Raw genomic sequence first — 19,414 nt, forward strand, 5'->3', positions numbered from 1 at the left:
TGTTATTAACACGTTGTTGTTGACACGTTGTTATTGAGATGATGGTCTGTGCGCCACGTCGTGGCGGCCATATTGGGGCTTATTGCCGCCGAGGGTGGGAAAACGTCACCTTCCGCGGATAGAACATTCTGATAGTGAAGTGTAACTGGTTTCCGTGTCCAATCCCAGACATCCGGCGATTTGTCGTTGCGACGCGGATGCCGCGCCGAAAAAGGTAAACGATTCAGTCCATCATGCCGGAAATTGTGCCGGAATTGACATATCGCTGTCTGGCATGTTGTGCCACACTGAATGGGTGCTGTCCGGGAAATCATGAACCGGCGGGACGATGATATCGACAATTGAAGATGTCGGTAGCGGGTCGATAACGGATAGAGGTTAACGCAGGTTATGGTTAAAGCGGGTCATTGGTGGTACGCCATTGCAGCAGTATGTCTGGCAGGGGCTTCGGGGCATGCGCTGGCGGATTCTCTGGATGAGCAACGTCAGCGCTATCAACAGGTTAAACAGGCATGGGATAGCAATCAGTTGGATACGGTCGCTCAACTTATGCCGACGCTGCGCAATTATCCGCTCTATCCTTATCTTGAATATCGTGCATTAACGCAGGATCTAACCCAGGTCAGCGCCACGCAAGTCAGGCAATTCATTGCCACCCACCCGACGTTGCCTCCGGCGCGTAATCTGAATACCAGCTTTGTCAACGAACTGGCGCGTCGTCAGGATTGGTCGGGATTATTGGCGTTCAGCCCGCAGCCGCCCAAGCCGATCAGCGCGCGCTGTAATTTCTATTATGCGCAATGGGCGACGGGCCAGCGGCAAAGCGTGTGGGATGCGACGCGTGATATCTGGCTGACCGGGCGCCCCTTGCCTTCCGTCTGTGACAAACTGTTCTCCGCCTGGCAAGCAGCGGGTGAGCAAACCCCGCTAACGACGCTGGAGCGCATTCGTCTGGCCATGAACGAAGGCAGCACCGGGTTGGTGAATTATCTGGCGAAACAATTACCTGACGATTACAAAACCATCAGCGATGCGCTGATAACCTTGCAGAACGATCCGAATACGCTGGAAAGCTTCGCCCGTTCCATTGGACCGACGGATTTTACCCGTAAAGTCACATTATCGGCATTCAGTCGCGTAGCGCGTCAGGATGTCGAGAATGCGCGTTCAATGTTGCCCGTGATTGTGCGCTTGCAAAAAATGAGCCCCGCTGAGCGTCAGGAAATGGAAGAAACTGTGGCCTGGCGATTGATGGGAAGTGATGCCACGCCAGAGCAGGCTCGTTGGCGTGACGGCGTGGCGCAACGCAGTACGTCAACCTCCCTGATTGAGCGTCGCGTGCGCATGGCGCTGGGGACTGGCGATCGACAGGGATTGATTGAATGGATGATGCGTTTGCCTACGGATGTGTTGCAGAAAGATGAATGGCGGTATTGGCGGGCGTTGGTGATGCTGGAGCAAGGGAAACGTCAGGAAGGCGAGACGGGGCTGCGTGCACTGATGAAGGAGCGCGGTTTTTACCCGATGGCGGCGGCGCAGAAACTTAATGAGCGTTACCCCGTTACTATCCTGACGGCGGCCAAACCTGACCGTTCGTTATCGCAGTTGCCCGAAATCACTCGCGTAAGGGAGTTGATGTTCTGGCAGATGGATAATCTGGCGCGCAGTGAGTGGGTGGGACTGGTTGCCAATAGCAGTAAATCACAGCAGGAAGCGCTGGCTCGCTACGCGTTTGAACAACGTTGGGCGGATTTGAGCGTGCAGGCCACGATTGTCGGCAAGTTGTGGGATCATCTGGAGGAGCGTTTCCCGCTTGCCTGGAACGATGAGTTCCGGCGCGCCACGCTGGACAAAGGTATCAGCCAGAGCTATGCGATGGCGATTGCTCGCCAGGAAAGCGCCTGGAATCCCAAAGCGCGTTCCCCGGTCGGCGCCTCCGGTCTGATGCAACTGATGCCCGCCACCGCACAGCAGACGGCGCGGATGAGTAATATCACGACTTACCTGAACAGTAGCCAGCTATTTGATCCGCAAACCAATATTCTGTTGGGCACGAGCTATCTGGAATATGTCTATCAGACGTTTGGCCGCAATCGCATTCTGGCTTCTGCGGCCTATAATGCCGGACCGTCCCGCGTCAATACCTGGCTGAGAAATAGTTCCGGGCGCATTGACGCTGTCGCGTTTATTGAAAGTATTCCTTTTTCTGAAACACGCGGCTACGTTAAAAACGTGCTGGCCTACGATGTCTTTTACCGGTATTTCCTGCGTCAGCCCGCGCCGCTCTTGACCGATGCGGAATGGCAACGCCGCTATTGAGGCTTGCTGGCGCGATCATTTTCGACGATTTATGTTATGCTGCCGTACTAGTTAAATAGTATGGCAGCCTGTTATGAATCCGTTATTTCCTACTGATCCTGCGCTTTCTGAACAAGACAATGAAAACTGGTTGCGCTTCGTGACATTGCTGCAACAGTCGATGGAGGCTGATCTTCAGCAGCCATTATTGCAGTTGTTGTTGACGCAGGATGAGCGAATGGCGTTGGGAACGCGGGTCAGGATTATTCAGGAACTGATGCGTGGGGAAATGAGTCAACGCGAGTTGAAAAACGAGTTGGGGGCGGGGATCGCCACCATTACCCGTGGCTCCAACAGCCTGAAAGCTTCGCCTCCCGCGCTGAAACGCTGGCTGGAGGCGCAGTTGTTGTCTGCCGAGGAACGCGGCGCAGAGAAAAAGGGGCGTTAGTTCGCCGTTTGTACCGGCGTCTGGTAGATAGGGTTATGGAACGGCACCAATGCCAGCAGCAGAGCCTGATGATAAACACTGGTGCGCGACAGTTTGCCATCGGTGAAAACACCAATTGCCCCGCCTTTGTGTTTGATATTCTGTATACCTGTCAGGCGCTCCATTTCATCGCCCAACTCCCGCCCTTCACGAATGCCATGTAATATACTTTCAGGCAGAACCAGGCTTGCCGAGCGAGATTCGCCGCGCAGGTGGGTGTTTTCCACCACCATCCACGCAAAGGTCATGCATTCTTCGATCCCTGCTTCAACGCCGACCCAAAAATCAGCCTCAGGGCGAACCTGACGTGCCATCATCACGCGGTTTCTGGCGCCGGTGCGGGTTTCTAAGGAACCGAGAGGCTGACGTGGGACGCCGCTATCGACGTCAACGCCTTCGATACGGCAATGGTCCGCGCCAAAAACATCGATGAATGCTAAAGTAATAGCTTTAATTTTTGCCGGGTTGGTTGTTGCAGCGACAACATGATACATAACGATTTCGAACTCTTTAGTTAATTTGACGCAGTATAACGGAAAATAACCATGTTACAGGTATATCTTGTTCGCCACGGTGAAACAGAATGGAATGTGGCGCGACGTATTCAAGGTCAATCTGATAGCGCGCTGACGCCGCGCGGTGAACTACAGGCTTATCAGGTTGCCGAACGCATCAGGACGCTGGGGATTACGCATATCTTTACCAGCGACCTGGGAAGGACGCAGCAGACGACGGACATTATCGCCAAAGTCTGTCATGGTTGCCCTATCGTGTTGGAACCCGGATTGCGGGAATTGAGTATGGGGATTTTGGAAGCGCGTGATATTGATTCGTTAAGTCTGGAAGAAGAATCATGGCGTAAACAATTGGTGGATGGCACCTCCGGCGGACGCATTCCCGAAGGGGAATCGATGGAGGAATTGGCGGCGCGTATGCACCGTGTGCTGGCCCGCTGTTTGGATCTGCCAAAAGGAAGCCGGCCATTGCTGGTCAGTCATGGCATGGCGCTGGGATGTTTGCTTAGTACGATTCTGGGGTTGCCCGCATCGGCAGAGCGCCGCCTGCGCTTGCGCAACTGCTCCTTGTCGCGCATTGATTATCAGCAAAGCCCGTGGCTGGCTTCCGGGTGGGTTGTTGAAACCGCCGGGGATATTTCGCATCTGGATATTCCGGCATTGGATGAGCTACAGCGCTGATTGACGTTCAGGATGCTGGATGGGAATCAGGTATTCACAGCGAATGGTTTTGGGAATGTTATCGGGTTCCGTTTTCTCCTCACGATTGGGATAGAAACGCTCCGCATCAAACCCTTTGCGGCGGATGAGTTGGAAGGTCGGCAGACAGGTGTCATACAGCGTGATAATAAAATCCTGTAGACCGTCTGTTGGCCCCTCATACACAAATAGGGCGTAATCACCGCCGGGTAAGGTTATCGGCTCGCCGGAATGTATGTCATCAGGCAGATGCCGCTGCTCCAGCGCGGTGGTATAAAGCACCTCATGCTCGTCGTCTTTTTCCTTACTGGGGCGCGAGTGGTGCAGCCCGTACAGCACTGGCGGAACCATTTTGGTTTCGCCAAGAAACTGACGCCAGTAATGGATACGGATTTCAGTCCTGAAATTACAAATCTGTTCCAGACGGCAGTTATAGGTTTGCGTCAACCCAAGCAACGGCGTTTCCGGCAATTCAACAAATGTCGGTTGTGGCAGCTTGAATTCACCTAACCGGATCGGCGGATGAATGCCGAAGGTATTCCAGTTATCGGCGCGGCGATAGGATGCGGGTGTCTGGGCGAACTGTTTTTTGAATGCTCGGGTGAACGTTTGTTGAGAATCAAATCGATATTGTAAAGCAATGTCCAGAATCGGTCTGCTGGTCAGGCAAAGCGCGACCGCGGCTTTAGTCAGCCGCCGTGCGCGAATATAGGAACCAATCGCGTGACCAGTGACGTCTTTGAACATTCTTTGTAGATGCCATTTTGAATAGCCCGCTTTCGCCGCGACATTATCGAGTGATAAAGGCTGGTCGAGATGGCTTTCCAGCCAGTTAAGCAGATCACGTATAATACCGGCTTGATCCATAGATCTTCCTCATCAAACATACTGAGCACTGAATGTATAGAGAACCCGCATCATAGCAACTTTTTGACATTGTCACCGCTTAAGATTTTTGAAGATATTCAACTGGTAATTTGGACAACATAACTGGCGACGATGTTTTTCTGAGACGGCGCTTTCCGGTTTATACTGTGACGAATAGTACAAAAGATAATCAGAGAATCTAAAATATGAACAAAAAGGTAGTGGTAAGTATTGGCTTGTTGATGCTAGCAGCGGCGGGGCTGGCGCGGGCAGAGCAGGTAGGTTCGGTTGATACGGTGTTTAAGTTTCTGGGGCCGGATCATAAAATTGTGGTGGAAGCGTTTGATGATCCGGACGTGGATAATGTCACTTGTTATATCAGTCGGGCAAAAACCGGCGGCATTAAAGGCGGGTTGGGATTGGCGGAGGATACTTCTGATGCGGCGATTTCCTGCCAGCAGGTCGGGCAGATTGTACTGACAGAGAAAGTGAAGAACATTGGCGATCGGGGAGCGGTGGTTTTCCAGACACGGACATCGCTGGTTTTCAAAAAATTACAGGTTGTGCGGTTTTACGATCCCAAACGTAATGCGCTGATCTATCTGGCTTACTCGGATCGGCTGGTCGATGGTTCGCCAAAGAATGCATTAAGCGCGGTGCCGGTAATGCCGTGGGGAAACGCCGCTAAAGCAGAATAAATGAACGAATGAGGTGATTGCGACCGGAAGTGCAAGTCAGCCGAAGCAGCGAAGGGCTTCGGCTGAAAGGAATCAATCTTCCAGATCACCGCAGAAACGGTAGCCTTCGCCATGGATGGTGGCGATGATTTCCGGCGTATCAGCCGTTGATTCGAAGTGTTTACGGATACGGCGGATCGTCACGTCAACGGTACGATCGTGGGGCTTCAGTTCGCGGCCGGTCATTTTCTTTAGCAATTCCGCACGAGACTGGATTTTTCCCGGATTCTCACAGAAATGCAGCATGGCGCGGAACTCGCTGCGCGGCAGTTTGTACTGCTCACCGGCGGGGCTTATCAGCGAACGGCTATTGATATCCAGTTCCCAGCCATTGAAGCGATAGCTTTCAACCAGACGACGCTCTTCCGTCACAGCGCCCAGATTCATGGTACGGGACAGTAGATTACGTGCGCGGATCGTCAACTCGCGTGGATTGAATGGCTTGGTGATGTAGTCATCCGCGCCAATTTCCAAACCGAGGATTTTATCGACTTCGTTATCACGACCAGTGAGGAACATCAATGCAACACTGGCTTGCTCACGCAGTTCACGGGCTAACAACAAACCATTCTTGCCCGGCAGGTTGATATCCATGATGACCAGATTGATGTCATTTTCCGACAGGATATGGTGCATTTCTGCACCGTCTGTGGCTTCGTAAACAATGTATCCTTCCGCCTCAAAAATACTTTTGAGGGTATTACGAGTTACCAACTCGTCTTCAACAATAAGAATGTGCGGCGTCTGCATGTTTGCTACCTAAATTGCCAACTTAAATTATAGAAATCGGAAGTACAGAAGTCGCTGTTGTCATTGGCGCTATGTGAGGTAAAAGTTACCATCTCACTCAACATTGGACTAAAGTACATAAATATGTTCTCGGTGCACATTCACCCGCCAGAGGAGTGGGTGACAGTGGGGGCTGATTAACAGCGCTCAAAAAGTGGTGCACAGTTTAACCTTATTAACAGCGACATAACAGTAATCACTGATTTTGCGTGCCGACAAATCGACGGTTCCGTTGACATATATCAAATTTCATTGTAGCACGTTAACTATTTTGTGAAAAAGACTACAGGATTGCTAGTTTAAGTCACAATTTAGCATCTTTTGTGAACGATTCAGCATAGCAAATGATGATGACGGGCGTTAGCGCATTTGACTGAAAATGCATGGATTGATTGATTTTTACTAAAATTAATCATCTAATTTTTATCGAAAATAATTAAATTACGGCAACGCTTCTTCGTTTAATCCCCGTTTCCTTAATCTGTGGCGGAATGATACCGGCATGGTGTTGTGTTGTTGTTAATTCCTCATGCGGCTAATGTTGGTATTATCCTGTTGGAAACGTTTTCACCAGTATGCTTTTCGCGCAACTGAGGATATTTATGCCGTTTCATATTATTTTGGTTGAGCCCGCGCGCGGCGAGAACGTTGGCGCGGCCGCGCGGGCGATGAAAACCATGGGGTTCAGCAGTTTGCGTATTGTGAACAGTAGCGCGCATCAGCAACCCGCCGCAGGCTGGGTTGCGCACGGTTCGGGCGATATTCTTGCCGCAGCCACGACGTTTTCCAGCCTGCGGGAAGCGCTGGCAGATGTGGACTTCACCATTGCGACTACGGCGCGCAGTCGTGCCCGATTCCGTTACTATTGCACACCAGTGGAACTGCTGAGCATTATGCAGGAAAAGGCGCGGTGGGTGGATTCCGCCGCGTTGGTTTTTGGGCGTGAAGATGCCGGGCTGACCAATGAAGAGCTTGAACTGGCGGATGTATTGACCGGCGTGCCGATGAAGGCTGACTACCCCTCGCTTAATCTGGGACAGGCGGTGATGGTGTACTGCTATCAACTGGCGGCATTAATGCAGATCCAGCCTGATGAGACTATTGCGCCGCAAGCTGGCGCGTTGTCAGCGTTGCGACAGCGCCTGGACCAGTTGCTTATGACGCTTGGCGTCAGCGAGGATGAGAAACTACGCGACTGGCTTCATCAGCGGCTGGGACGTTTAGAGCAGCGCGATACGGCAATGCTGCATACTTTGCTGCATGACGTCGAGAAAATGGTATCCAGAGAAGATAGCGATAAGTGATTTTTTCACAGCAAAAGATGTTGATTTATGCTTTTTAGTGAATGATTATCTTGTCAGTCCTTTTTCTTATAGTTGATTTAACGTTTTTCATTTGTGGACTCGTTGGATGAAAAAAAAGAAATCCATTGACTTCACGGGGCGATTGCCCTAACTAATAGAGCAGAATTTTTTCAAATTTACCGAGACACGTTTTTAGCATGCGAATTATCAGCCTGATCACCACGATTATTACCATCACCGGTACAACCAGTAACGGTGCGGGCTGACGCATACAACGAATCCGAAAAAGCCCGCACCGAACAGTGCGGGCTTTTTTTTTTACGATGTGCCAATGCGTGGCATTGTTAAAAAAATAACAAAAAACGCTTAACGCGTTTTTGTCAGCAGAAATTCAGGAGAAAAGATAAAAATGCGAGTGTTGAAATTTGGCGGGACTTCAGTGGCAAATGCGGAACGTTTTATGCGCGTTGCCGACATTATCGAAAACAATGCGCGTCAGGGACAGGTTGCCATTGTACTGTCTGCACCGGCCAAAATTACCAACCACCTGGTTGCGATGATTGATAAAACGGTCGCCGGACAGGATTTACTGCCTAACCTTAACGACGCGGAAGCTATCTTTTCTTCTTTGCTGCAAGGCCTTGCCGAGTCGCAACCCGGTTTCGATCTGCCTCGCCTTAAGGCGCTGGCGGATCAGGAATTCGCCCAGTTGAAACAGGTTTTGCATGGCATTGCATTGCTGGGTCAATGCCCTGACAGCGTGAATGCGTCGATCATCTGCCGTGGCGAAAAGCTGTCGGTTGCCATCATGGAGGCGGTATTTCAAGCGCGCGGTTATGCGGTTTCCGTCATCAATCCGGTGGAAAAACTACTGGCTCAGGGACATTATCTTGAGTCCACGGTCGATATTACCGAATCTACCCGCCGTATCGCGGAAAGCGCCATTCCGAATGATCATGTGATCCTGATGGCGGGTTTCACTGCCGGTAACGATAAAGGTGAACTGGTGGTGCTGGGCCGTAACGGTTCCGATTATTCAGCCGCGGTTTTGGCCGCTTGTCTGCGTGCAGACTGTTGTGAAATCTGGACGGACGTTGACGGTGTTTATACTTGCGATCCGCGTCAAGTGCCGGACGCCAGATTGTTGAAGTCGATGTCCTATCACGAGGCGATGGAACTATCCTACTTCGGCGCCAAAGTCCTCCACCCCAGAACCATCGCTCCCATCGCCCAATTCCAAATCCCCTGTCTTATCAAAAACACCGAAAATCCACAGGCTCCCGGCACGTTAATCGGGATGGAAAGCACCGATACGCACTACCCGGTCAAAGGCATCACTAATTTGAATAACATGGCGATGATCAACGTTTCCGGTCCCGGCATGAAAGGAATGATCGGTATGGCGGCGCGCGTATTTGCGGCCATGTCCCGCGCCGGTATTTCGGTGGTGCTGATAACCCAGTCATCTTCCGAGTACAGCATCAGCTTCTGCGTATCGCAGAACGAATTAGTGCGCGCCACCAAGACGCTGGAAGATGAATTTTATCTGGAACTGAAAGAGGGCGTGCTGGATCCGCTGGACGTGATGCAGCGTCTGGCCATTATCTCCGTGGTTGGCGACGGCATGCGCACATTGCGTGGCCTTTCTGCGCGTTTATTCTCCGCGCTGGCCAGCGCCAATATCAATATCGTGGCTATCGCGCAAGGTTCATCTGAACGGTCTATTTCGGTTGTGGTGAATAATGACGTGGCGACAACCGGGGTGCGGGTTGCGCACCAGATGCTGTTTAATACCGATCAGGTGATCGATGTCTTCGTCATCGGCGTCGGGGGCGTGGGCGGCGCGCTATTGGAGCAGATCCACCGTCAGCAGCCGTGGCTTAAACAGAAGCATATCGACCTGCGGGTTATCGGGATTGCCAATTCCAAAGCATTGTTGACAAATGTCAACGGCATCGCGATGGACACCTGGCGCGATGAACTGGCAAATGCCCGTGAGCCTTTCAATCTGGGGCGCCTGATCCGCCTGGTCAAAGAATATCATTTGTTGAATCCGGTGATTGTCGACTGTACGTCAAGTCAGGCGGTCGCCGATCAATATGCGGATTTTCTGGCCGATGGTTTCCATGTGGTGACGCCGAACAAGAAAGCCAATACCGGTTCCATGAGCTACTACCAGCTACTGCGCAGCGCGGGGGCGAAATCACGCCGCCGCTTCCTGTACGATACTAACGTCGGCGCGGGTCTGCCGGTGATTGAGAACCTCCAGAACCTGCTGAACGCCGGCGATGAACTGATCCGCTTCACTGGTATTCTGTCGGGATCGCTGTCATTCATTTTCGGTAAGCTGGACGAAGGGATGTCCTTGTCTGAAGCGACGGCGCAGGCCAAAGAGAAAGGTTATACCGAGCCCGATCCCCGTGATGATTTGTCCGGTATGGATGTCGCGCGTAAGCTGCTGATTCTGGCGCGTGAAGCTGGTTACAAACTGGAACTGGAAGATATTGACGTCGAGTCGGTTTTGCCTGCCGGTTTTGATGCGTCAGGCGATGTGGAGAGCTTTATGCGTCGTTTGCCGTCGGTGGATGATGAATTCGCCAGCCGTATCGCGCAGGCGCGGGATGAAGGAAAAGTGCTGCGTTATATCGGCATGATTGAAGAAGGACGCTGTAAAGTTCAGATCAGCGCCATTGGCGGGAATGATCCCTTGTTTAAAGTCAAAGATGGCGAAAACGCGCTGGCCTTCTACAGTCGCTACTATCAGCCATTGCCGTTGGTATTAAGAGGGTATGGCGCAGGCAATGATGTTACCGCCGCCGGCGTCTTTGCAGATTTGCTGCGTACCCTGTCATGGAAGTTGGGAGCTTAATTATGGTTAAGGTTTATGCACCGGCATCAATTGGTAATGTCAGCGTGGGGTTTGATGTGCTGGGTGCGGCGGTTTCTCCGGTAGACGGCTCGCTGCTGGGGGACTGCGTTTCTGTTGTGGCCGCGGATCAATTCAGTCTGCGCAGCGAAGGCCGATTCGTCAGCAAACTGCCGGATGATCCCAAGCAAAACATTGTTTATCAATGCTGGGAACGTTTTTGTCAGGAAATTGGTAAAACCGTACCGGTTGCCATGACGCTGGAAAAGAACATGCCGATCGGGTCTGGGCTGGGCTCCAGCGCCTGTTCCGTGGTCGCCGGGCTGATGGGGATGAATGAGTTCTGCGGCAAGCCGCTGGACGATACCCGGCTATTGACGTTGATGGGCGAACTGGAAGGCCGTATTTCCGGTAGCGTGCATTATGATAATGTGGCGCCTTGCTTTCTCGGCGGCATTCAACTGATGCTGGAAGAAGAGGGTATCATCAGCCAGTCCGTACCGGCTTTTGATGACTGGCTATGGGTGATGGCGTATCCGGGCATCAAGGTGTCAACCGCCGAGGCGCGGGCGATTTTACCCGCGCAATATCGCCGTCAGGATTGCATCAGTCATGGCCGTTATCTGGCGGGTTTCATCCACGCTTGTCATACTGGTCAAGCGTCGCTGGCGGCCAAATTGATGAAAGATGTCATCGCTGAACCTTATCGCACCAAACTGCTGCCCGGTTTTGCCGAAGCACGTAAAGCCGCCGAAGATATCGGGGCGCTGGCGTGCGGTATTTCCGGCTCCGGCCCGACTTTATTTTCCGTCTGTAACGATACGGGCAGCGCACAACGCTTGGCCAACTGGCTGCGGGATAACTATTTGCAGAACGATGAAGGTTTTGTTCATATTTGCCGTCTGGATACGACAGGCGCACGACAACTGGGATAATGCATGAAACTGTACAACCTTAAAGATCATAACGAGCAGGTGAACTTTGCTCAGGCTATCAAACAAGGTCTGGGAAGCCAGCAAGGGCTGTTTTTTCCTCTGGAGTTGCCGGCGTTTGATCGTACTGAAATCGATGAATTGCTGAAGCTGGATTTTGTTACGCGCAGCAGCCGTATTTTGTCAGCCTATATCGGTGAAGAAATCCCGGCGCAGACGGTATTTCAGCGGGTGAAAGCCGCTTTCGCCTTCCCAGCGCCGGTGGCAGAGGTGGCGGAGGATATCGCCGCGCTGGAGTTGTTCCACGGGCCGACGCTGGCCTTTAAAGATTTTGGCGGCCGTTTTATGGCGCAGATGCTGACGGAAATTTCCGGCAACGACAAGATTACGATCCTGACCGCGACCTCCGGCGACACTGGCGCGGCCGTTGCGCATGCATTTTACGGTTTGGAAAATATCCGAGTGGTGATCCTTTATCCGCGTGGAAAAATCAGCCCCTTACAGGAGAAATTGTTCTGTACGCTGGGCGGCAACATTCACACCATCGCGATCGACAGTGATTTTGACGCGTGTCAGGCGTTGGTCAAGCAGGCTTTCGATGATGAAGAACTGAAAAAGACCATCGGTCTGAACTCCGCCAACTCCATTAACATCAGCCGACTGCTGGCGCAAATTTGCTATTACTTTGAAGCGGTGGCGCAGTTGCCGCAGGAGGCGCGTAATCAACTGGTTGTTTCCGTGCCGAGCGGCAATTTTGGCGACCTGACTGCCGGGTTGCTGGCTAAGTCACTGGGGTTGCCGATCAAACGTTTTATCGCGGCAACCAATGAGAACGATACGGTTCCGCGTTTCCTGAGCGGCGGCGCGTGGGAGCCGAAGAAAACGGTCGCCACGCTTTCCAACGCCATGGATGTGAGCCAGCCGAATAACTGGCCGCGTGTGGAAGAGTTATTCCGCCGTAAAAACTGGCCATTGAAAGCGCTGGGCTTTGGCGCGGTGAGCGATGAAACCACCAAAGAAACCATGCATGAACTTGAGGCGCAGGGGTATACGTCGGAGCCACACGCGGCGATTGCTTATCGCCTATTGCGCGATCAACTCCAGCCTGGCGAATTCGGTTTATTCCTGGGAACCGCGCATCCGGCGAAATTCAAAGAAAGCGTGGAAGCCATTCTGGGTAAAGCGCTGGCGCTGCCTGACGCATTGGCGGAGCGCGCCGCTCTGGATTTGTTGTCGCATAACTTCCCGGATGATTTCGCCACGTTGCGTCAGTTCCTGATGACGTTGCCGAAATAGTCTCTCTTCAAGGGCGGCGTTTACCGCCCTGCTTATTGATGCGCTTTATTGTTCGTGGCGTTTAAATACCAGTTCGTCAGCCGATGATTCCGCCGGTGCGAAAAAGTAACCTTCCAGATCAAAGTCTTTTAATTGCTCTGGTTGCGTCAGGCGATTCTGAATAATAAAGCGGCTCATCAATCCACGCGCTTTCTTGGCGTAGAAGCTGATGACTTTAAATTTGCCATTCTTCTGATCTAAAAATATCGGTTTGATCAGCGTGGCTTGCAGCTTCTTCGGCTGAACCGCTTTGAAATATTCGTCAGATGCCAGATTAATCAGAATGTCGTCGCCTTGTTCGCTCAGCGCCTGATTCAGTTTTTCGGTGATGATATCACCCCAGAAATGATAAAGATCTTTCCCCGCTTTATTGGCGAGTTTGGTGCCCATTTCTAACCGATAAGGCTGCATCAGATCCAGCGGTCGCAGAACGCCGTATAAACCGGACAGCATGCGTAAGTGCTGCTGGGCAAAATCAAAATCGTCCTCGCTGAACGCCTCTGCCGCCAGACCGGTATAGACATCCCCTTTAAACGCCAATAAAGCCTGACGCGCATTATCGGGGGTAAAGTCAGGGCGCCAGTCATTGAAGCGCGCGGCATTCAACCCGGCCAGTTTATCACTGATACCCATTAGCGAGGCGATTTCCGCAGGCGTGAGCGTTTTACAAATCGCAATCAATCGACTGGAATAGTCCAGCAGATCCGGCTGGGTATAACGTTGCGTGGCTAAAGGACTGGTGTAATCAAGAGTTTTTGCGGGTGAAATGGTTATCAGCATGCGCCATGTCCTGTAGGTCTGATTTTGTTGCTTTACTGTAGCAAATATCCGGTAAGAAAGCGGCGATGGTTATAACAGGAAAGGGCAATCATCAGAATATCGGAATGAGGTAACCGGGGTTGGCTTGCGCGGAAGTATGCGCGTGTTATTATCAGATTCTGGCTACAACATGATGCTACCAGTTCATGTTCTAAATATTCACGTACAAACCATTCATGTACTAACAATGAGAAATGCCAACATGACGGATAAACTGACTTCCCTACGCCAATTGACGACAGTGGTTGCTGACACCGGCGACATCGCGGCCATGAAATTGTATCAACCGCAAGACGCGACGACTAACCCTTCCCTGATCCTGAATGCGGCTCAAATTCCTGAATATCGCCAACTGATTGATGAGGCGATTGCCTGGGCTCGTGAGCAGAGCGGCAACCGTGAGCAGCAAGTAGTGGATGCAACCGACAAACTGGCGGTGAACATTGGTCTTGAGATCTTAAAGCTGATCCCTGGCCGTATTTCCACGGAGGTCGATGCCCGACTGTCTTACGATACGCAAGCCAGTGTCGCGAAAGCAAAGCACCTTATCAAACTGTATAACGATGCCGGTATCAGCAACGATCGTATCCTGATCAAACTGGCTTCGACCTGGCAGGGGATCCGCGCGGCGGAGCAACTTGAAAAAGAAGGGATCAACTGTAACCTGACGTTGTTGTTCTCTTTCGCTCAGGCGCGGGCATGTGCCGAGGCGGGCGTTTTCCTGATTTCCCCGTTTGTTGGTCGTATTCTGGATTGGTATAAAGCCAACGGCGATAAAAAAGAGTTTGCGCCAGGCGAAGATCCGGGCGTGGTTTCTGTTAGTGAAATCTACAGCTATTACAAAGAACACGGTTATGAAACCGTCGTGATGGGCGCCAGCTTCCGTAATGTCGGTGAAATTCTGGAACTGGCGGGCTGTGACCGCCTGACTATCGCTCCTCCGCTGCTGAAAGAACTGTCTGAAAGCGAAGGGGAGGTGGTTCGTAAACTTTCTTATACCGGCGAGGTGAAAGCACGTCCGGCGAAGATGACGGAAGCAGAGTTCTACTGGCAGCATAATCAGGATCCGATGGCCGTTGATAAGTTGGCTGACGGCATCCGTAAGTTTGCGGTTGATCAGGTGAAACTTGAAAAAATGATTGCTGATTTACTTTAATCATGCCAGAAACTTGAAATAGCCGACGTACTGCGCGGCTATTTTTTGTTGGCTCGCCTAATATTTAAATTATACAAGCAGGGTTATTTGGCTACGATATTTCGGGTTTTTTTGGCTATATAAAGATTTTCGTCAGCGCGTTTCATTACTTCTGTTAAACCTTCTTCGCCAATATCATATTCAACCAGCCCGATGCTGACCGCCAGCTTAATGCTATCCCCTGTTGAGGGATCAAAGCTGCTGGCGTTAACCCGCGCTCTGGCCCGTTCTACGACGACGTAGGCATCGTCCAGGCTAATATTGGGTAAAACGATCGCGAACTCATCGCCGCCAATTCGCCCAAAAATATCTTCACGTCGAAATGATTTTTTTAACGTATCGGCGACAAACTTCAAGGCATCATCACCCGCGCTATGACCATAGGTATCATTCACATTCTTGAAGTGATCAATATCTATGATGAGCACGCAAGCAGGACGTTTGCTGAAACTGGAGATACTCAGGACCTTATTCGCCGCCATAAAGAAGGCGTCTCGCCGCAGGTAGCCTGTCAAATCGTCATAACGGGCGATGATGGGTAATTCGATCAGATACTTTTTAACTAATACGGAAAGCAGACTGCCTGAAACAGCAGAAATCAGAACGATACTGATCATGCCGATAATGGTGGTCAACGATCCAAACGTATCGAATAAAGAGGGCAGCGGCGCTTCCGAAGTGGTTCTGATACGGACGCCCAGCAGTTTATCCGTCGGCGACAAAATAGGAATGATGCTGGTTAATATATCCTTTCCCGCATATTCACCGATAGAAGGCAATTTGTTCTTACACGTCCTGAGGATCGACATATCATTAAATTTTAATTCTGTTGCCGACAGCCGGTTAATACATTCGCGACGAGTATCACTGGTATTAAAGGCAAACGTCCTGATACGGGCGGAAACATAGTTACCCGTTTTGTAGGTAACATCACTATCTTTAACTTCCGCCCCTGCGTTATAAGACGCATAGGTTCTGATTACGGTATCAAGATTGTTTTTTTCAATCCTCCAGGTGTTTTTATCTGATTCATGCATAAAAGCAACGGTGACGAAAAAAGCCAGTGTGCCAAACAAGAAAAAAGCAGAGGTTGGATGGGAAAATATCTTTAATATCTTGTAGTTAGTTTTGTTTATCATGAAACTTCCTTGGTATGGCTTCTTCTACTTACTCAAGGTGTGGCAGAGGCGACCGGATTTTATCATATGATCTAAATTCAGGTTATGGTTAATCATAGCCTATTTCGTTATTTTCCCTTTCCTTACGTGATGTTTTATTTCATAAACATCAGAATTGATGTTTAACTTTGGCAAGGGCATTCATCGTATTTGTTTTATTTTCTATTTCAGAGAGTTATTGGTTGCCGCAGCTTATTTCATTTTTGAGGCGCTATCTTATCCACTATTATTTTTTCAATAGGTGAGAGGAGCCGCAAAACCCTATTACTGACGCAAATTTCTTATCAGTATGGTGGCTTAGGTGCGCAAATCAGATAATATTCTGATAACAATGGGTTTTTAGGGAGGTCTATATGAACATATTATGTATTGGTCTGGTATCCATTTCTGATCGGGCATCCAGCGGTATTTATCAGGATAAAGGAATACCTGCCCTGGAAGCATGGTTATCCAGCGCCTTGACCACGCCTTTTGAAATTGAAACCCGCCTGGTGCCTGATGAACAGGCACTGATTGAACAGACGCTATGTGAGTTGGTGGATGAACGCGGCTGCCATCTGGTGTTAACCACGGGAGGCACGGGACCTGCCCGTCGCGATGTCACGCCTGATGCAACGCTGGCGATTGCCGATCGTGAAATGCCAGGGTTTGGAGAGCAAATGCGACAGATTAGTCTGCAATTTGTCCCCACCGCCATTTTATCGAGACAGGTTGGCGTCATTCGTAAGCAGGCGTTGATTCTCAATCTTCCAGGGCAACCCAAGTCGATTAAAGAAACGCTGGAAGGATTGAAAGATGAGCACGGCATGGTAGTGATGGCAGGAATTTTTGCCAGTGTACCTTATTGTATCCAGTTACTGGAGGGGCCTTATATTGAGACTGATCCTGCGGTGGTAGCAGCTTTTCGGCCTAAAAATGCCGTACGTGAAATAAAAAACTGAAGTTAGCCGATTTCAAACATAAGATTCAGCTTTGCTGGTGTAGCATAATTTTGCCGGTATAGTAACCTTAGCTTTACATAAGGCAGCGCGGTTTTACTGTTCTCATTCTTGTCTTGTACGGTAATTTATGGCTCACGAACATTTTCATTCTCATGCACTGCATCGCCGCTTAAATCGGCAGGATTATAAGACGTTGTCTCTGGCTGCGCTGGGTGGCGCACTGGAGTTTTATGACTTCATCATTTTCGTTTTTTTCGCGGCCATCATCGGCGATCTTTTCTTCCCGGCGGATATTCCTGAGTGGCTACGTCAGGTTCAGACGTTTGGCATCTTCGCGGCGGGTTATCTCGCTCGTCCGCTGGGGGGCATCGTCATGGCCCACTTTGGCGATCTGGTCGGGCGTAAAAAGATGTTCAGTCTGAGTATCTTGTTAATGGCGTTGCCCACGTTGGCGATGGGAATGCTGCCGACCTATGAGGTTATCGGCATTGCGGCGCCACTGCTTCTGTTGTTGATGCGCGTACTGCAAGGCGCGGCGATTGGCGGTGAAGTGCCTGGGGCTTGGGTGTTTGTCTCAGAGCATGTTCCGCGTTCACGCATCGGTTTTGCCTGTGGAACGCTGACCGCAGGGTTAACCATGGGGATTCTATTGGGATCGCTGGTCGTCACCTTGCTCAATACCGTGCTGACGCCAGAACAGATGTCAGGCGGCGGCTGGCGTTTGCCGTTTTTTATTGGCGGGATCTTCGGGCTGGTGGCGATGTATTTACGCCGCTGGTTACAGGAAACGCCGATCTTTATGGAAATGCAGGCCCATAAGAAACTGGCTGAAGAGTTGCCGCTGAAATCGGTAGTGATGAATCACCGAAAGGCTGTGGTGGTTTCCATGTTGCTGACCTGGATGCTGTCCGCTTGTATTGTGGTTGTGATCCTAATGGCGCCGACATATCTGCAAAAAGTTCATGGCATTTCTGCGGCGCTCGCATTACAGGCAAATTGCCTGGCGACGATTATGCTGATGGCGGGCTGCATTGGCGCCGGTCTGCTTGTTGATCGCTTCGGCGCCAGTAAGCTGTTTATTCTGGGCAGTTTGTCGCTGGCTGTATGTAGTTGGTTTTTCTACAGCATGGCGGCGAGCAACACGACTCTGCTGTTTATCAGCTACGCGATAGTCGGTTTGAGCGTCGGTGTTGTCGGCGCGGTGCCTTATGTCATGGCGCGCGCGTTCCCGGCGGAAGTGCGTTTTTCGGGCATCTCGTTTTCTTATAACGTTTCTTATGCGATTTTCGGCGGCTTAACGCCGATCTTTGTCACGTTGATTATGAAGATAACGCCGCTGGCTCCGGCATATTATATGTTGACGCTGTCATGCGTCGGCCTGCTGTTGGGGATCTATTTGCATCGTGATTTGAATAGCGAGCAGAGCAACAAGTTGGCCGGGGAAGAGGAACCCCGTTCGCCGGTCAGTATTTAGGATTGTTCGTTAAAATTGTATGTTAAAGCAGTGAAGCCCGGTCATGCTGACCGGGCTTCACTGCTTCACTGCTTCACTGCTTCACTGCTTCACTCAGTGCGCGCTGCGAGCGCCAATCGGCAGAACGGTGCGACCATATTGCTCGTTCAGCACTTCGGCCATTGCGAGATAAATCGCGCTTGCGCCGCAGATAATCCCTTCATAACCCGCAAAGGTCAGGATGGCGTGGTTACCGGTGAAGTTGCCGACGGCCAGCAAAGCAAACAGCACGGTCAGGCTGGCAAACACAAATTGCAATGCGCGGTTGGCGCGCAATGTTCCGAAGAACATAAACAGCGTGAAAACCCCCCACAACCCAAGGAATACTCCCAGGAACTTTGCATCGCTGGCTTCCGCCAGACCCATTTTCGGCAGCATGATAATGGCGACCAGCGTCAGCCAGAACGCGCCATAAGAGGTGAATGCGGTCACGCCGAAGGTATTTCCTTTTTTGTATTCCAGTACTCCCGCCAGAATCTGGGCAATACCGCCGTAAAAAATGCCCATGCTTAGAATAATAGAAGAAAGCGGGAAAAAGCCTGCGTTGTGCAAGTTGAGTAGAACGGTGGTCATCCCGAAACCCATCAGTCCTAACGGACCGGGATTCGCCAAGGTATTCGTATGCATAAATCCTCTGCGATAACAGATAATCAAAAATAGATATTGTTTGAGATGTTATTGTCCGCCGTAACGCCGGGAGTTTCCCTTTTTTGCGACGGGCGCGGCATCATATCGGGCGTACTGAGCGGACACAACATGATGAAGAAAGAATAGTTTGATCCTACAGGGGTTAACAGCCAATTTTTTTCATCTCCCCCCCTTGATGATGGAATTGTTGGCCCCATCTTATTTTCAACCGAAACAGTTTGACCGTACCGGAAAGGTTTATGTCGGGTATTGAATTTGTGTGGCCGTATTGAAATTGACGGCGATGCAAAA

The 19,414-nt window shown here is 50.9% G+C and carries 18 protein-coding genes and 1 other annotated feature; of the genes, 12 read left to right on the forward strand and 6 right to left on the reverse strand.

What is annotated here, in order from left to right; translation table 11 throughout:
- Positions 1 to 390: 390 nt before the first annotated feature.
- Together sltY and trpR are read left to right on the forward strand one after the other, a co-directional pair.
- Entirely contained in the window at positions 391 to 2,319 is a 1,929-nt protein-coding gene (gene sltY, locus DES54_RS04570; RefSeq protein ID WP_113865425.1) for a murein transglycosylase, read from the forward strand.
- Between the two features lie 73 nt (positions 2,320 to 2,392).
- The gene (gene trpR, locus DES54_RS04575) at positions 2,393 to 2,746 is read left to right on the forward strand and encodes a trp operon repressor (RefSeq protein ID WP_113865426.1); all 354 of its coding nucleotides are present in this window, start codon (positions 2,393 to 2,395) and stop codon (positions 2,744 to 2,746) included.
- Here the strand turns inward: trpR and yjjX are convergent.
- Positions 2,743 to 3,279, reverse strand: a complete 537-nt coding sequence (gene yjjX, locus DES54_RS04580) for an inosine/xanthosine triphosphatase (protein ID WP_113865427.1) — start codon at positions 3,277 to 3,279, stop codon at positions 2,743 to 2,745. The two genes, trpR and yjjX, sit on opposite strands and share 4 nt — an antisense overlap.
- 51 nt (positions 3,280 to 3,330) lie before the next feature.
- Between yjjX and gpmB the strand changes: the two genes are divergently transcribed.
- A complete protein-coding gene (gene gpmB / locus DES54_RS04585; protein ID WP_113865428.1) occupies positions 3,331 to 3,981 on the forward strand; it encodes a 2,3-diphosphoglycerate-dependent phosphoglycerate mutase GpmB in 651 nt (216 codons plus the stop codon).
- Here gpmB and robA read toward each other — a convergent pair.
- On the reverse strand, positions 3,970 to 4,866 hold the full coding sequence (robA, locus tag DES54_RS04590) for an MDR efflux pump AcrAB transcriptional activator RobA (protein ID WP_113865429.1): 897 nt from the start codon (positions 4,864 to 4,866) through the stop codon (positions 3,970 to 3,972). The genes gpmB and robA overlap by 12 nt on opposite strands.
- A gap of 206 nt (positions 4,867 to 5,072) precedes the next feature.
- Here robA and creA point away from each other — a divergent pair, with 206 nt between their 5' ends.
- Positions 5,073 to 5,564: a protein CreA gene (creA, locus tag DES54_RS04595; protein WP_113865430.1), complete on the forward strand. Its 492-nt coding sequence runs from the start codon at positions 5,073 to 5,075 to the stop codon at positions 5,562 to 5,564.
- 72 nt (positions 5,565 to 5,636) lie between these two features.
- On the opposite strand, the gene arcA is transcribed toward creA, so the two are convergent.
- Positions 5,637 to 6,353, reverse strand: a complete 717-nt coding sequence (gene arcA / locus DES54_RS04600; protein WP_113865431.1) for a two-component system response regulator ArcA — start codon at positions 6,351 to 6,353, stop codon at positions 5,637 to 5,639.
- Positions 6,354 to 6,994: 641 nt separating this feature from the next.
- Between arcA and DES54_RS04605 the strand changes: the two genes are divergently transcribed.
- The 5 genes from DES54_RS04605 to thrC all read left to right on the forward strand — a co-directional run bounded on the left by DES54_RS04605 (position 6,995) and on the right by thrC (position 12,790).
- Positions 6,995 to 7,696: a tRNA/rRNA methyltransferase gene (locus tag DES54_RS04605; protein ID WP_113865432.1), complete on the forward strand. Its 702-nt coding sequence runs from the start codon at positions 6,995 to 6,997 to the stop codon at positions 7,694 to 7,696.
- Positions 7,697 to 7,893: 197 nt separating this feature from the next.
- A complete protein-coding gene (gene thrL, locus DES54_RS19235) occupies positions 7,894 to 7,962 on the forward strand; it encodes a thr operon leader peptide (protein WP_113865513.1) in 69 nt (22 codons plus the stop codon).
- Positions 7,901 to 8,015, forward strand: a sequence feature (Thr leader region). Its footprint overlaps the gene before it by 62 nt.
- Before the next feature lie 90 nt (positions 8,016 to 8,105).
- Complete coding sequence (gene thrA / locus DES54_RS04615; RefSeq protein WP_113865433.1) at positions 8,106 to 10,565, forward strand: bifunctional aspartate kinase/homoserine dehydrogenase I; 2,460 nt, start codon at positions 8,106 to 8,108, stop codon at positions 10,563 to 10,565.
- A 2-nt stretch (positions 10,566 to 10,567) separates the two neighbouring features.
- The gene (gene thrB, locus DES54_RS04620) at positions 10,568 to 11,497 is read left to right on the forward strand and encodes a homoserine kinase (protein ID WP_113865434.1); all 930 of its coding nucleotides are present in this window, start codon (positions 10,568 to 10,570) and stop codon (positions 11,495 to 11,497) included.
- Between the two features lie 3 nt (positions 11,498 to 11,500).
- Entirely contained in the window at positions 11,501 to 12,790 is a 1,290-nt protein-coding gene (thrC, locus tag DES54_RS04625; protein ID WP_113865435.1) for a threonine synthase, read from the forward strand.
- A 45-nt stretch (positions 12,791 to 12,835) separates the two neighbouring features.
- Here the strand turns inward: thrC and yaaA are convergent, their stop codons facing one another.
- On the reverse strand, positions 12,836 to 13,609 hold the full coding sequence (gene yaaA / locus DES54_RS04630) for a peroxide stress protein YaaA (RefSeq protein WP_113865436.1): 774 nt from the start codon (positions 13,607 to 13,609) through the stop codon (positions 12,836 to 12,838).
- 241 nt (positions 13,610 to 13,850) lie between these two features.
- Here yaaA and tal point away from each other — a divergent pair, with 241 nt between their 5' ends.
- Positions 13,851 to 14,804: a transaldolase gene (gene tal / locus DES54_RS04635; protein ID WP_113865437.1), complete on the forward strand. Its 954-nt coding sequence runs from the start codon at positions 13,851 to 13,853 to the stop codon at positions 14,802 to 14,804.
- 83 nt (positions 14,805 to 14,887) lie between these two features.
- Here the strand turns inward: tal and DES54_RS04640 are convergent, their stop codons facing one another.
- Positions 14,888 to 15,982, reverse strand: coding sequence for a GGDEF domain-containing protein (locus tag DES54_RS04640; protein WP_211185862.1), 1,095 nt, complete (start codon positions 15,980 to 15,982; stop codon positions 14,888 to 14,890).
- Between the two features lie 392 nt (positions 15,983 to 16,374).
- Here DES54_RS04640 and mog point away from each other — a divergent pair, with 392 nt between their 5' ends.
- Both mog and DES54_RS04650 read left to right on the forward strand, forming a co-directional pair.
- Entirely contained in the window at positions 16,375 to 16,962 is a 588-nt protein-coding gene (gene mog / locus DES54_RS04645) for a molybdopterin adenylyltransferase (protein ID WP_113865438.1), read from the forward strand.
- A 127-nt stretch (positions 16,963 to 17,089) separates the two neighbouring features.
- The gene (locus DES54_RS04650) at positions 17,090 to 18,436 is read left to right on the forward strand and encodes an MFS transporter (RefSeq protein ID WP_113865439.1); all 1,347 of its coding nucleotides are present in this window, start codon (positions 17,090 to 17,092) and stop codon (positions 18,434 to 18,436) included.
- Positions 18,437 to 18,529: 93 nt separating this feature from the next.
- Here DES54_RS04650 and satP read toward each other — a convergent pair whose 3' ends face one another.
- The gene (gene satP, locus DES54_RS04655; protein WP_113865440.1) at positions 18,530 to 19,102 is read right to left on the reverse strand and encodes an acetate uptake transporter; all 573 of its coding nucleotides are present in this window, start codon (positions 19,100 to 19,102) and stop codon (positions 18,530 to 18,532) included.
- Between the last annotated feature and the right edge of the window lie 312 nt (positions 19,103 to 19,414).

The organism is Brenneria salicis ATCC 15712 = DSM 30166, from assembly GCF_003315515.1.
GTDB classification, from domain to species: Bacteria; Pseudomonadota; Gammaproteobacteria; order Enterobacterales; family Enterobacteriaceae; genus Brenneria; species Brenneria salicis.

Excerpts from the sequence above, each read along its gene's own strand:
- thrB (WP_113865434.1), top strand. The coding sequence starts at position 10,568 with ATGGTTAAGGTTTATGCACCGGCATCAATTGGTAATGTCAGCGTGGGG.
- arcA (WP_113865431.1), bottom strand. The coding sequence starts at position 6,353 with ATGCAGACGCCGCACATTCTTATTGTTGAAGACGAGTTGGTAACTCGT.
- DES54_RS04640 (WP_211185862.1), bottom strand. The coding sequence starts at position 15,982 with ATGATAAACAAAACTAACTACAAGATATTAAAGATATTTTCCCATCCA.
- sltY (WP_113865425.1), top strand. The coding sequence starts at position 391 with ATGGTTAAAGCGGGTCATTGGTGGTACGCCATTGCAGCAGTATGTCTG.
- thrC (WP_113865435.1), top strand. The coding sequence starts at position 11,501 with ATGAAACTGTACAACCTTAAAGATCATAACGAGCAGGTGAACTTTGCT.
- robA (WP_113865429.1), bottom strand. The coding sequence starts at position 4,866 with ATGGATCAAGCCGGTATTATACGTGATCTGCTTAACTGGCTGGAAAGC.
- gpmB (WP_113865428.1), top strand. The coding sequence starts at position 3,331 with ATGTTACAGGTATATCTTGTTCGCCACGGTGAAACAGAATGGAATGTG.
- satP (WP_113865440.1), bottom strand. The coding sequence starts at position 19,102 with ATGCATACGAATACCTTGGCGAATCCCGGTCCGTTAGGACTGATGGGT.
- yjjX (WP_113865427.1), bottom strand. The coding sequence starts at position 3,279 with ATGTATCATGTTGTCGCTGCAACAACCAACCCGGCAAAAATTAAAGCT.
- tal (WP_113865437.1), top strand. The coding sequence starts at position 13,851 with ATGACGGATAAACTGACTTCCCTACGCCAATTGACGACAGTGGTTGCT.
- DES54_RS04650 (WP_113865439.1), top strand. The coding sequence starts at position 17,090 with ATGGCTCACGAACATTTTCATTCTCATGCACTGCATCGCCGCTTAAAT.
- DES54_RS04605 (WP_113865432.1), top strand. The coding sequence starts at position 6,995 with ATGCCGTTTCATATTATTTTGGTTGAGCCCGCGCGCGGCGAGAACGTT.
- creA (WP_113865430.1), top strand. The coding sequence starts at position 5,073 with ATGAACAAAAAGGTAGTGGTAAGTATTGGCTTGTTGATGCTAGCAGCG.
- thrA (WP_113865433.1), top strand. The coding sequence starts at position 8,106 with ATGCGAGTGTTGAAATTTGGCGGGACTTCAGTGGCAAATGCGGAACGT.
- trpR (WP_113865426.1), top strand. The coding sequence starts at position 2,393 with ATGAATCCGTTATTTCCTACTGATCCTGCGCTTTCTGAACAAGACAAT.
- mog (WP_113865438.1), top strand. The coding sequence starts at position 16,375 with ATGAACATATTATGTATTGGTCTGGTATCCATTTCTGATCGGGCATCC.
- yaaA (WP_113865436.1), bottom strand. The coding sequence starts at position 13,609 with ATGCTGATAACCATTTCACCCGCAAAAACTCTTGATTACACCAGTCCT.